General features: G+C 44.8%; 8 protein-coding genes. 5 read left to right on the top strand and 3 right to left on the bottom strand.

The features are described from left to right. Positions 1-2 precede the first annotated feature (2 nt). Entirely contained in the window at positions 3-1607 is a 1605-nt protein-coding gene (gene urtB, locus ACRQQK_RS02145) for an urea ABC transporter permease subunit UrtB (RefSeq protein ID WP_457509896.1), read from the bottom strand. 217 nt (positions 1608-1824) lie between these two features. Next, positions 1825-3099: an urea ABC transporter substrate-binding protein gene (gene urtA / locus ACRQQK_RS02140; RefSeq protein WP_457509861.1), complete on the bottom strand. Its 1275-nt coding sequence runs from the start codon at positions 3097-3099 to the stop codon at positions 1825-1827. 296 nt (positions 3100-3395) lie between these two features. On the opposite strand from urtA, the gene ACRQQK_RS02135 reads away from it, so the two are divergent. After that, on the top strand, positions 3396-6743 hold the full coding sequence (locus ACRQQK_RS02135; protein ID WP_457509860.1) for a hybrid sensor histidine kinase/response regulator: 3348 nt from the start codon (positions 3396-3398) through the stop codon (positions 6741-6743). Further along, complete coding sequence (locus ACRQQK_RS02130; RefSeq protein WP_102968718.1) at positions 6740-7660, top strand: response regulator transcription factor; 921 nt, start codon at positions 6740-6742, stop codon at positions 7658-7660. The genes ACRQQK_RS02135 and ACRQQK_RS02130 overlap by 4 nt, the downstream gene beginning before the upstream one ends. A gap of 62 nt (positions 7661-7722) precedes the next feature. Here ACRQQK_RS02130 and ACRQQK_RS02125 read toward each other — a convergent pair whose 3' ends face one another. Next, the gene (locus ACRQQK_RS02125) at positions 7723-9798 is read right to left on the bottom strand and encodes a peptidase U32 family protein (protein WP_457509859.1); all 2076 of its coding nucleotides are present in this window, start codon (positions 9796-9798) and stop codon (positions 7723-7725) included. A gap of 278 nt (positions 9799-10076) precedes the next feature. Here ACRQQK_RS02125 and ACRQQK_RS02120 point away from each other — a divergent pair, with 278 nt between their 5' ends. The 3 genes from ACRQQK_RS02120 (at position 10077) to ACRQQK_RS02110 (ending at position 14108) form a co-directional block, all read left to right on the top strand. Continuing rightward, the gene (locus ACRQQK_RS02120; RefSeq protein ID WP_457509858.1) at positions 10077-10634 is read left to right on the top strand and encodes a DUF1439 domain-containing protein; all 558 of its coding nucleotides are present in this window, start codon (positions 10077-10079) and stop codon (positions 10632-10634) included. A 72-nt stretch (positions 10635-10706) separates the two neighbouring features. Further along, the gene (locus tag ACRQQK_RS02115) at positions 10707-12185 is read left to right on the top strand and encodes a putative bifunctional diguanylate cyclase/phosphodiesterase (RefSeq protein ID WP_457509857.1); all 1479 of its coding nucleotides are present in this window, start codon (positions 10707-10709) and stop codon (positions 12183-12185) included. A 276-nt stretch (positions 12186-12461) separates the two neighbouring features. Further along, a complete protein-coding gene (locus ACRQQK_RS02110; protein ID WP_457509856.1) occupies positions 12462-14108 on the top strand; it encodes a methyl-accepting chemotaxis protein in 1647 nt (548 codons plus the stop codon). The last annotated feature ends 69 nt before the right edge of the window (positions 14109-14177 follow it).

The raw sequence follows: 14177 nt of genomic DNA, 5'->3' as shown, positions 1-14177 counted from the left end.
GATTATCCCTCCGCAGAACGCCCTTTCTGAGGAAATAGTCCTCGGGGCTTTTTCTGAATAAATAGAATGATGAACACAAGCACTAGGATTTTTGCCAATACGGCACCGGCCCATGGCTCAAGAATTTTGTTTGCTACGCCCAAAGACATGCCCGCAACCAGTGTTCCCCACAAATTACCCACGCCACCAAACACCACCACCATAAATGAATCGATGATGTAAGCTTGACCGAGGTTTGGTCCTACGTTGGTGAGCTGACTTAGAGCCACACCTGCAATACCTGCAATGCCTGAACCTAAACCAAAGGTCATAGCATCCACCCATTCTGAGCGAACCCCCATCGCACGCGCCATGCTGCGGTTTTGCGATACGGCACGAACCTCAATACCTAAGCGGGTGTAGTTCAAAATCAGGTACAAAAGTGCAAACACAATCAGACAGAACACAATGATGTATAAGCGATTTAACGTCAGGCTAAGCAGAGGGTTAATTTCAATCACACCTTGCATAAAATCTGGTGTAGAAACAGAACGGTTTAGTGGAGAGAAAACCGTACGAACCGCTTGTTGCAGAATAAGGCTGATGCCGAATGTTGCTAACAGTGTTTCTAATGGTCGACCATACAAAAAGCGGATCACGCAACGTTCAATCAGTACACCAGCAATTGCAGACACAACAAACGCCAGAGGGATGGAGATAAATACAGATAAACCGATGTGTTCTGGCATTAAGGTTTGAACCACATAAGTGGTGTAGGCGCCCAACATGATGAGTTCGCCGTGTGCCATGTTGATGACGCCCATGACACCAAAGGTAATAGCAAGACCAATCGCCGCCAGCACTAGTACAGAACCAAGACTTAGACCGAAAAACAGGGTTTGCGTCATGTCTGCCACTTTCTCACGCTGCTCAATACTGCTTAATGCAATACGAGCAACACCAATTAGTGCGTTGTCAGGATTCTCGCTAATAAACTGATTGAGCGCGTTACGAGCCGTCGGTTGGTAGCTGGGTTTGAGGGTATCAATCGCTTGAGCAAGGACATTGTCATCGCTACTGTTTTTCAAATCATAGATAGCTAGAGCCGTTGTTCCTAAGTCTTTCACTTTGGCATCAGACTCTTTCACTAAGTGGTCTTTCAGGAGTTGATAACTCTCTTCATCCATCGAACCCATTAACTGGTTAATCGCGTCAATACGCTTGTCCGGATTAGGATGAGAGATACTTAACGCGGCGATTGCCGACTTTAACTTGCCACGCAGACTGTTGTTGATACCGACCTTTTTAATCGCGCGGGAATTTACTGTGGATTGAGAATTTGCGGTCGATGTATCGCCATCATTGGTCGAAAAAAGTGGCTGAATCGTGTAAGCACTGCCCTCTTTGGCTTTAATTACTACCAATGTTGAACTTGATTTCTCAACATATAAATCGCCATTCAGTAGCAGACTCAATACTTCAACCGCTCGCTCGTCACCACTTTGTAGAATTCTATCCACACCCGATTCGATTTGATTGAACTTAAGTGTTGAAATTGCTTGTAAGCCTTCATCAAATGAAGCGCTCGTCTCGGCTTGCGCCAAAGAAGTCACACATAAGGCTGTCATCCCAAGCAGCCACACCAGACCGATTCGTCTGGTATTGAGTGCGATGGAATAAATACGCTTAATTAAGACCATGAGTAACCCTTTCTAACTCGGCTATTTGCCCAGCCTCTAAAATCCATTTCTTGCTTGAGCAAGAGGATAAGTGGGGCTTTCGCTCCCACTTATGTCGTTGCGTCAGACTAATGTCGTAAAACAGCAGGAAGGTCTGCTTTACTAATTAGAAGTTCTGACCAGAACACTTACCTGTTTTCACGTTGTAGTTACCGCAGCTAAGTGGCGCACGCCAATCTGAAATCAAATCTTTAGAACCCGGTAAGAAATCAGACCATGCATCGCCCGCAACCAAACCAGCCGTTTCCCAAACAGTTTGGAACTGACCGTCATCTTGGATTTCTCCAATCAAAACAGGTTTAGTGATGTGGTGGTTAGGCATCATGGTTGAGTAACCGCCAGAAAGGTTAGGTACAGAGGTCCCAATCAGCGTGTTTTGTACTGCTGCTGGATCTGTTGTGCCTGCCGCTTCAACCGCTTTCACCCACATGTTGAAACCGATGTAAGTCGCTTCCATTGGGTCGTTGGTGGTGCGTTTGTCGTCTTTGGTAAATTTGTGCCACGCTTCGATGAACTCTTCGTTTGCTGTTGAATCAACACTTTCAAAGTAATTCCACGCGGCTAAATGACCGACTAGTGGAGCCGTATCCATACCAGAAAGCTCTTCTTCACCGACGGAGAACGCCACCACTGGAATTTGGTCTGCGGTTACACCTTGGTTACCCAATTCTTTGTAGAAAGGTACGTTCGCATCACCGTTAACCGTAGAAACCACCGCTGTTTTCTTACCCGCAGAACCGAATTTTTTAATGTCAGATACAATGGATTGCCAATCAGAGTGACCGAAAGGCGTGTAGTTGATCATGATGTCTGATTCCGCCACACCTTTGCCTTTCAAATACGCTTCAAGGATTTTGTTGGTAGTACGAGGGTAAACATAGTCAGTACCTGCGAGAACCCAACGCTTCACACCTTGATCCATTAGATAATCAACCGCGGGAATCGCCTGTTGGTTTGGCGCAGCGCCTGTGTAGAATACGTTTTTCGAAGACTCTTCACCTTCGTATTGAACTGGGTAGAACAGAATGCTGTTCAACTCTTCAAATACTGGCAGTACAGATTTACGAGATACTGAAGTCCAGCAACCGAATACTGCTGAGACTTTGTCTTTTGAAATCAATTCGCGTGCTTTTTCAGCAAACAGAGGCCAGTTAGACGCTGGGTCAACAACCACAGGCTCTAGCTTTTTACCTAGCAGGCCACCCTTTTTGTTTTGCTCTTCAATCAGCATCAACATTGTATCTTTCAGTGTTGTTTCACTAATTGCCATAGTGCCTGACAATGAGTGCAACACACCGACTTTAATCGTGTCTGCTGCTAGTGCATGTGCACTCAGTAGTGACGCCGCCAGTACTGCAGTGGAGAGAAATTTCCGTTTCATTTTTCATCTTCCCTTGATTAATAAATGGTCCAAACTTACACCCCCAATGACAGGCATCAGAAGCAAGCTCCGGAAAAGTATCGGTGAGATAGAGAGTTAGCGGTATGCGCGTATTGCGCACTTTGTCTACGTCAAACTACGCATATTAGATTTAAACAAATCGAGCTATACTCGCGCGATCAAGGTATAAATAGAGTTGGTCGCAACCTGTTTTCAAGCGAAACACACAACAAGCTGCCAATGCCCATACTTGCAAGGAGTGCAGGTAAGAACTTAAAGGATTAAGAGACAATGAGATGCAGAAGGTTCCGATAACGCGCAGGCGTTATAACAAACTGGTTGGCAATGAATTACTGGAAGATTTTGCGCTGCGTTTTACCGCCAAACGTGCAAGAAAGTGGTCCGCAGGCTGGATAGCTAATACCGCTTTGGGTATCGTTTCGTTTCTGGTTCTTGAAGCCATCGGCGGCACTATCACTCTCAACTACGGTGTTATTAACTCGCTTTGGGCGATAGTCGGCGTTTCTCTGGTGGTCATTTTAAGTGGCATACCTATCTGCTATTACGCCGCCAAATATGGTGTTGATGCCGACCTACTTAGTCGTGGTGCAGGCTTTGGCTATATTGGCTCGACCATAGTGTCACTTATCTACGCTTCGTTCACCTTTATCTTTTTTGCCCTCGAAGCCGCTATTATGTCGATGGCGATAGAACTGCTGTTTGGGATTCCGCTGTTTTGGGGATACATCATCAGCGCCGTGATAGTGATTCCGTTAGTAGCGTTGGGTATATCAAACATCGGACGGTTTCAGATGTGGTCACAGCCGCTTTGGCTCGCAATGCAGCTCATTCCTCTGTTCTTCGTTTTCTCTCACCCAGACAGTCAAATTGACCAATGGCTTTCCTACGGGGGCTTGGTTGGACACAGCCCGGAGTTCGATTGGATGTTGTTTGGCGCTGCATCGGCAGTACTACTTTCGGTTGTGGCGCAAATTGGTGAACAGGTCGATTTTCTGCGCTTTCTTCCCGCACAAACTCCATCCACTAAATTGCGTTGGTGGGCTGCGATGCTGATCGGTGGCCCAGGATGGATGCTATTTGGCGCGTTGAAAATCGCACTGGGCAGTTTCTTGGCGTGGCTTGCTATCAGTCACGGTATTGCGCCAGATCTGGCAGGAGACCCTGCGCATATGTACGTCAATGTATTCAGATATATGACTGACAACACCAAACTCGCCCTTATCTGCGCTGGTCTGTTCGTTATCATTTCCCAACTGAAAATTAACGTCGCCAATGCGTATGCTGGATCTCTGGCTTGGTCGAACTTCTTCTCACGTTTAACCCATCACCACCCCGGTCGCGTGGTGTGGATGATTTTTAACGTTCTGATTGCCTTGTTGTTGATGGAGCTTGGTGTTTATCAACTCATTGAACAGACACTGCAAATTTATTCGGTGTTGGTGCTCTCTTGGATAGGCAGCATAGTGGCCGATTTAGCCATCAACAAACCACTTGGGCTTAGCCCGAAACACATCGAATTTAAACGTTCTAAGCTGTATGACATTAACCCCGTAGGGTTGGGTTCAATGATCATTGCATCCTTGTTTGGATTCGCGGCCCACTTTGGCGTGTTTAATGATGTAATCAAAGCATTCGCCTCATATCTTGCGTTTATTCTGCCATTTATCACTGCTCCATTAATTGCTCTCGCGACACGCAGTCGCTACTACTTAGTCCACGACGAAATCATTGTTCACCATGGACATCAAGAACATGAGTGTGTGGTTTGCCAACACACATTCGAGGAAGAAGACATGGCGATATGCCCTGCTTATCAAGGTCACATCTGCTCACTTTGCTGCTCTCTCGATGTTCGTTGCCATGATAAGTGCCGCCCGCAAGCCACCTTTCACGCACAGGTTAAACACGCATTAAAGCCTTATTTACCGCTCGCATGGATAAACAAACTCTCCTCTTCTATCAGCCAATTTTTTATGGTGATGGTATTAATGAGCCTTACGATTGGCGCGATTCTCGCCCTGGCTTACAGCCAGGTTCCGAGTTTAGATCCAACCAAAATGAATGCGCTCTCTATCAGTCTGTTTAAAGCCTTTGCATTGCTGCTGATTCCAATTGGGATAATCAGTTGGTTATTTGTCTTGGCTAGAAGCAGCAGCAGCCTTGCGATGAAAGAGCTTCAAGCACACACCAATTTGCTTTCTGATGAAATTACCGCGCACGAGAAAACCTCTCTGGAGCTTGAACGGGCAAAGAAAAAAGCAGAAAACGCCAACGACGCGAAAAGTCGTTATCTGGCTGGGCTGAGTCATGAATTGAGAACACCGCTTAACGTGCTACTCGGTTACGCCCAACTGCTCAGCAAGGATAAAGAGTTAACGCCGAAAAAACGCCAATATGCCGAAACACTGGAACGAAACGGTAAGCATCTGGGTGATTTACTGGAAAGTCTGTTAGAGATTTCAAAAATTGAAGCGGGGCGATTAGAGCTGCATCGGGACTCGTTTAACCTGCATTCTTTATTGCAACAACTGGTTGAAATGTTCCGAATGCAAGCAGAACAAAAACATCTCGCCTTCCATTATAGTTGTGCTGGTCATTTACCGGTGTTTATCAGTGCTGATAAGCAAAGGCTGAGGCAGATCCTTATTAATATGCTCAATAATGCGGTTAAATACACAGAATCTGGGCATGTACACTTCTCGGTGACGTATCGAAACCAAGTTGCACGCTTCAGTGTTGAAGACTCGGGGATTGGTATTTCACCAAACGAGCAGCAACTGATATTCCGCCCTTTTGAGCGTATTCAATCTGACCATACCAAGCATATCAGCGGAACAGGTTTGGGATTAACCATCTCTAATGCGCTAGCCGACTTGATGGGTGGTGAAATTGAATGTGTCAGCGAAAAAGGCAAAGGCAGTACCTTTACCTTGAAAATGATGTTGTCAGAAGTGAATGATTATCTGAATGAGCCTGAATTAACTAACCTTGATGTCACTGGTTATAAAGGACCGAAGAAAACCATTCTGGTAGTAGACGATATTGATGACCAGCGTATGCTTATCAGCAATATTCTAAGTCCTCTCGGATTTAATGTCCTTCAAGCAAATTCCGCACAAGCGGCATTGGAACTGGCGGAAAGCAAAGCGATCGACATTTTCATGCTGGATATTTTTATGCCACAAGTGAATGGCTGGCAATTGGCTATTAAATTACGTCAAAAGCACTACTATCAACCTATACTCATGCTCTCAGCTAATATTCAGGAGTTAGAAACCAACAATCAGCTATACAGTTATCACAATGGCTACCTGACCAAGCCCGTTTCACTGTCACTCCTGCTTGGAAAACTGAGCCAATTGTTGGGCATTGAATGGGTATATCAACCTGATGAAAAAGAGCGCCATCAAGAAATGGCGGACTTCTACCCGAATCATTCTGAACTTTATAAATTGAAAAGTTATGCCGAGATCGGATTTATGTCCGCATTCAGTGACCTGCTCGATCATTTAGAAAGCAACGGTCACCAAGGAACAAAATTTATCAGCACCATGCGAGAAGAGGCGCACCATTGCCGCTTCGCAAACATCGTCGAACATATTAATGGATTAATAGATTCATGAACGGTTTCTCAGCGAAAAACATCATCGTATTAGTCGTCGATGACTCTCCTGAATCATTGGGAATGTTAAACGCAACACTCAATGAAGCGGGACTTACCGTGCTGGTCGCACTGGACGGTCATCAGGCATTATCGATAGTGGAAAAAATCCAGCCAGACGTCATCTTGCTTGACGCCGTCATGCCCGTACTGGACGGCTTCGATACCTGTTTGAAGTTAAAGGAACGCTTGCCAGCGATTCCTATCATTTTTATGACGGGGTTAAATGACTCCAAACACGTCATCAAAGGGTTTGAAGCAGGCGGAGTAGATTACATCACTAAGCCAGTGGTTCCAGCTGAAGTGCTCGCTCGTATTCGTGTTCACAGCCATAACGCGCGCATGGCTAAATCTGCGCAAGCCGCGTTGGATTACGCTGGTCAGTTTATTTTCTGTGTCTCAAAGAACGGTGACTTGGAATGGGCAACACCGCACGCGCAAGAACTGTTGTGCGACATTAGCCGTCGCTCGGACAGCACGCAAGACATTGCGCATACTTGGTCGCAAATCCAAACCGACATCGCTCTATGGCTCAACAGTGGTGATACTTCTGCACCATTGTCCATTACCCAATTTGACTCGCCTCTCGAAGCAACCTTTGCAGGAAATGACAGTAATACGCATGTTCTGATTCGAGTCAATGTACCTAAACAAGCAGGAACCGAGGATGACCTACGCGAAGTGTTTAACATCACCAAGCGCGAATCTCAGGTACTCTACTGGCTCTCTTTCGGCAAAACAAACTGGGAAATTGCACAGATACTCGACATGAGCCCACGTACTGTGAACAAACATCTTGAGCAGATTTATAAGAAGCTGGAAGTCGATAACCGCACTTCAGCGGTAAGTATGTCGATACGGGTGTTGGAAAAGTCGTAGTGCCAGAAATATTGGGCAAACCACAGCAAGTTTGCCCTTCTCTTTTAACCAACTAACCGACGTTAGTTCAAACCTTTTAAATACTGCTTGTTTGTTGTCCCTATAATGTTTGATAACAACACTTGCTGCGCGGCTTCACCACCATCCAATGTTTGCTTAAACAGCTCAATCAACTCTGCTTTACTCACGGCCAGTTTGGTGTGGGTTGGGATATCTCGCAGATCAATCATTATGTCGGTAAACAGATTCGGCACTTCAGCTAATAGATCTAAGTTTAGGAAGTTCTCGTTTCCATACAGGCAATTGTGGTTGCCACGCTGTTTGTGAATGATATGAGACTGATCTTTTAAGTTGATTATTGATGCAGTTTTCTCACAGCGTTTCATGCAGCCTTTATTCATACTCTGCTTCTTACAGCCAATGCTTTGAATGAGCAGGCACTGTCTACTGGTCATCAAATGAATTGGATGATAGAGGCTGTAAAACAATCGAAAACCTTCCGGTCTCACTAACCGCTTCATCTGGTTAGCGCTCAGCTCATTGGAAATAAACGCACCGCTGCCCATAAGCTCTTGCTTAACACACTGCAAAGACAGTGAGTTAGTGATATTAAGTTGAGGCCCTGCTACCCAAGGTAAACCCATGCTTTGCGCTATTTCAGCCATACCCAGATTATTGGTCACCAACCATTTTGGTTTGATGTGTTCAAGTAAACGGCACGCGGCTTGATAATGTTCACCAATTAATATCGCAGGGAAATAAGGAATAAGGGTTGGATAGCGAGTAAACACATCCAAGACTTCTTGATACTGAAGCTCTAGAGCATCCGGTATTTGATAGAAAAACTCTGTTTCGCTAGCTTGTTCAATTAAATCTAAATCACAGGCATTGTTGATCAGTACCGAAAGCTTCTTAGCACCGTTTAACTTGGCGTTAGCATCGGACTTAGGTAGTGGAATATCCGCTATAAAGCCGTTTCCTTTCAAGCTCCGCTTGGCATTGACCGTAATTGGCATAGCCTGAGTAATCGCATCGACCTTGCGAATAAGATCGGTGTTGCGGTCATAAATAAACTTCTTCGCTTCTTGTAACGCTGCATCCGCATTAACTGCCTGACTTACTTGTGAATTCACTGGAGTAACGTTCTTTGCGGCAAATTCTTTATATGCCAAACCTTTAGAAGTTACACTTTTAGAAGCAAAATGAGCAGCCGCAAAATTTCTTGGATTATCAATGTACATATCGCGATGGATATCGCCTTTGAGAAAGCCATTGGTAAAGTCGCGATTGAAAACAGTATAAAGCTCAGACATATCACTGAGCATCTCACCCGTTTGGCAGTAATGGTCAATTTGTTTGCGCCAATTATCAACCACGGTGTAAACATAATGGGACTTCTTAATTCGCCCTTCCACTTTCAGCGAATAGACGCCCGCACGAGCCAGTGCTTCCATATCTTCAAAAGCAGAGTTGTCTTTAAGGTTGAGCGGATAGTTGCTACCAGTACGTGTGGTTTTGTACTGTTCACGACAAGGCTGACTGCAACGACCACGGTTACCGGATGAACCATTGAGCACCGAACTGAAATAACACAAGCCTGAGAAACCGATGCAATAAGAGCCATGCACAAACACTTCCATTGATACATTGCGCTCTCGTCCATATTGCGCCAGATGGGCGATTTCATCGATATTCAGCTCTCGGGATAAATTCACTCGGCTAGATCCGAGTTTGCTCAACAGCTTAATTTGCCCTTCATTATGTGTGTTCATTTGCGTCGAGGCATGCATATCCAAGCGAGGGAAATTGTGTTTGATGAGAAACGCTAGACCCAGGTCCTGAACAATAACGCCATCAACGTTAGTCTCGTTAAGCTGTATCAACAAGCGAATAATGGATGGTATTTCACTTTCAATCAGAACAATGTTGAGGGTGAGAAAGATCTTACAGTTGTGTTGATGAGCAAGTTCAACCACCCCCTCAAGGACATCAAGCGTAATATTGGTTGCGCGGTTACGTGCATTAAACCTATCCAGTCCGCAGTAAACTGCGTCTGCACCTGCTGCAATTGCTGCTTTAATCGAATCTAAATCGCCACCAGGGGCAAGTAGCTCAAATTGCTCTTTTAAAAAAACCAAACCACACTACTCTCTCAGCCAATATGAACAGAGAATTATAGCGACCTTGATCACAATTCCTTTGATATGGCTCAGGTGTCCATCAAGTTTGTACAACTCGTTCATAACCGGTGATTTATTAAAAACGAAGCTTGACAGCATCAACAAACAAGACTTTGCTCTTATGATAGCCAAAACAGTATGATGCAGAATCAGAAAACACCCATATTGTTGTGCAAAATGATTCGCTATGATGTACCCATAGCTATCTTTATCGTGCATAAAAAGAGCCCAAGCCCATGATCAAAAAAGCATTAAAATCACTTCTTTTACCTTTAGTCGCTCTGACATTTGCGGGTTGTGCAAGTTATAGCGTGACAGAGCAGGATATGACCAAGTATCTGCATGATAACGTCAGTTTCGAGCAGTCGGTTGGGGTTCAAAATGTTATGCATGCCTTTGTTTCTATTCACGATCTCGATGTGAATATTGGCCGAGCCGATGCAGACCGAGTGTCTGTGCTTGCAAACACCAGCGCCAAAGTACAAATCTGGAACCAACCTGAGAAAAAGTTGGAACTGGATTTAGAATTCAGTGCTGTCCCTGAATATGACAAAGAGACAGGCGAAATTTTCTTGAAATCTCTGCGTCTAGACCGCTTTGATGAAGAAGGTCAACTACTGACACCTGAAATTAAACAGCTACTGAAGCCAGCAGTTTCAATGATTGGCACAGCCTTATCACAGTATCCTGTATACAAACTGGACAGCAGTAAAGTGGAACAGGCATTATTGAAATCAGCTGAGCCAAATCTGGTGATCAAAGATAATAAGTTAGTTATTGAACTCTTTGACTAGACAAGCCATAGACATTCATGGTGTGCTAGACATTCTTTGTTACAAGTTCTAAACAATCGGGGAGACTGGAATATGAACAGAACGGTCACTTCAGCGGTAAAAGTAGCCGTTATGTACGCGCTGTTCGCAACCTTGTGGATTCTTTTTTCCGATCTTGCCGTTGAAACCCTAATACTCAATCCTCAAGCGAGGGCTGTCGCGCAGACATACAAAGGATTAGCCTTTGTAGTGCTCACAGCAGGACTGCTGCTTGCCATGGTCCTAAAAGGTAACAATGCTTTAGAAAAAGCCAACGACATGGATAGCCTAACGGGCTTACACAGTATGACCATGTTCGTTCGAACGTTAAACCTCACAATCAGACAACTCAAACCGAATGAACAGCTTATTCTTGGCTATCTCGATATCGATGATTTCAAAAGAATCAACGATTCTATTGGATTTGAAAAAGCCGATGCTTTTCTTCGAGACCTAGCCCAAGCACTTAATGACGCCTTATTACCCGGTTCATTTGCATCTCGCTTACATGCGGATCAATTTGCTAGCTTCGCCAAAATCGACAATAAATACGATATGGACGAACACATGCAAGATATCCAGCGTCTATACAATAGACTCGCCAAAGAGTACGGAATTGAGTCGACTTGCTGCATCAGTGTTGCCCTTTACCCTCAAGATGGCAGTACAGCTAAAGAACTAATGGTTTCGGCAACAGAGGCGCTCAATGTTGCGAAAGAGAAAAAAAACGCCATTCAGTACCACGATAAAGCACTAACGGAAAAAGCATTACAACGCCGCCAGATGATGTTGGATTTACGCAATGCCATCGACAATGACGTTCTCAGCGTTGTGTATCAACCCAAATACGATTTGAATACATTGAACGTTAATGGGGTTGAAGTCTTAGTACGTTGGAATCATCCATCCAAAGGATTTATCGCTCCCGATGTGTTTATCCCACTCGCTGAAATTCATGGTTTAACTGGCGCAATATCAAGGTTGGTGATCAGCAAAGTCGCCAATGAGCTGAGTTCAACAGACTTGTTGGGCAGTAAGATTAAAACCATAGCGGTTAACGTATCAGCGGCTGAATTCAACAATGCGGACGAAATGCATGAGTTAGTTAGGTTTATCCAGGCTCATGAATCTATTGCTCCATTCGTTAGCATTGAAATCACTGAAACTGCTACGTTAGACAACCTAAATAACAGTGTTGAATTGATTTCATCACTGCAGAAGTGTGGTATTGCGATTTCCATTGATGACTTTGGCACGGGTTATACGTCCCTTGCCATGCTTAAAGATTTAACTGTCGATGAAATCAAAATCGACCGCAGTTATATTGCCGAAGTCGATAACGATGACCGTTCCAAAACCATTGTCAGTGCCATCATTGCCATGACCAACAGCTTTGGTATTAATCTCGTCGCCGAAGGTGTGGAAACAGAAACTCAACTAAAAATCCTGCAAAAAATGGGCTGTCAACAAGCACAAGGGTATTATTTAGGTAGGCCCATGCCACTGCAGCAGTTGATTGAACACCTCGCCTAAACGAACCATCTTAGCGTCCCAACACCTTACCTGCTGACAACTGGTAGGTCGCGTCATCTCGAGACTTGAAAGCGAATCTCCTAACAATTGGCTCATTGTCACAGTACCAAATCAATTTTCTTTGCTGCGAATAGCAGTTCTTCCGTTTTAGCCTAAGCTATTAATTAATACATAAACTTTCTGACTAGTTCCACCTCTTAACCAGCCATTCTTTTAGCTGGCATTTTATGAGCCTCAAACTCTGTCTAACATCAAAATACGGAAGGTATTCACTCAATGTTAATTGATAAACTTACGCTAAAAAGCAGATTGATTATTACTGTAGCAATCCCCTGCTTGGCATTGATCTTTGTAGGTTTAGCTAGCCTGAACGCCATGTCGGCAATGGCCAGTAAAACCGAAGAAATGTACCTCAATACGGCAGCGCCGATGAGGGCTGTAGCGGAAGCGGCTTCCCGAATTCCCAGAATGCGTGTTGGCATTGACATGATGCTACTTCAGGAAACTAGCCTACGCGATGCTAAAGGGGTAAAAACCCGAGTTAAAGAAACGCGAGAAGAAGATATTCCACAAATGCGTGATGCGCTTAATCTTGCGGTTAGTACTCAAGTAAACCCAGAATTGAAAGCACAAGTGCAACGCTTGCTAAATGACTTTGAAAAGATGGTGAACACGGAGCTCAACCCACTGCTTCAAGCGCTTGACAACGATGACACAGCAACCGCACAACAAATATATAAAGAGAAATACGCGGTGACCTACGGCACGATGCGTAAAGATGCTAACACCTTATTGGAAACCTTGTTAGCTCAGGCGGAATCACAAAATAAGCTGAGCCACGATAGTTATATGTCCGGCAGAACAATGCAAATTATCATCATTAGTGCTGGTCTTATTATCTCCTTTATCATCTCTTTTGCGATTGTTATGAGCTTACGCAACAGAGTGGCAACATTAAGAGATACCATTACGACCGCCGCACAAGACATGTCATTAAATACGCGAATCAAGTTGGATGGTAAAGATGAGCTGACTGAGATTGGCGACAGCTTTAACTTGTTTATGGAAAAAGTCCACAGTGCGATTAATCAGGTAGCGGAAAACTCTCGTCAACTGGCAGTAATGGCGCGGGATGTATCAGAGCGAGCTCGCCATACTCAAAGTAACTGCACATCTCAACGAGACCGAACGGTGCAAGTGGCAACGGCGATTCACGAATTGGGCGCAACGGTAAGTGAAATAGCGGCCAATGCTGCTCAGGCTGCAGACGCAGCCAACGAAGCGACTCACCAGTCGAGTGATGGTCAGAAAGTCGTTATGCAGGCACGAGATCAAATTGGTGATCTGTCCCTTGAGCTACAAAAAGCGACAAATGTTGTTGAATCGCTTGCGAAACAAGTGAACGACATCAGTTCAACCTTAGATACAATTCGCAACATTTCCGATCAAACCAACCTACTTGCTCTCAACGCAGCCATTGAGGCCGCACGAGCTGGCGACCAAGGCCGAGGTTTTGCGGTGGTTGCCGACGAAGTCAGAACCTTGGCTAGCCGCTCAGCCAATTCAACAGAAGAAATTCAACAGGTGATCGATAAACTTCAATCTGAGTCCAAACGTGCAGTTGAAGCGATGCAGCAAGGTCGTGAACAAAGTGATCGAGTGGTTGAATATGCAGACAACGCCACCAGCGCCTTGGAACAAATCAACAGCCACATAGACCAAATTAGCGGACAAAACATACAGGTGGCGACAGCAACGGAAGAGCAATCTACCGTAGTCGTAGATATCAACCGCAATGTTGAAGAAATTAACCATCTGACCACTGAAACAACCGATATTGCAATGCAGCTAAATCAATCAAGTAACAGCCTGCAGCAGCTCTCCTGTCAGTTAGACAAACTGGTCGGTAACTTCAAGCTCTAACTTTTCCTAACGATACCCCTATGAACAAGTTTTTGAGTTCATAGGGGTCAACCCTGTTTTAATTAAACT

Source organism: Vibrio sp. C8, from assembly GCF_054051265.1.
Note: the sequence above shows the minus strand (reverse complement) of the source record. Positions and strands in the feature narration are given on the sequence as shown.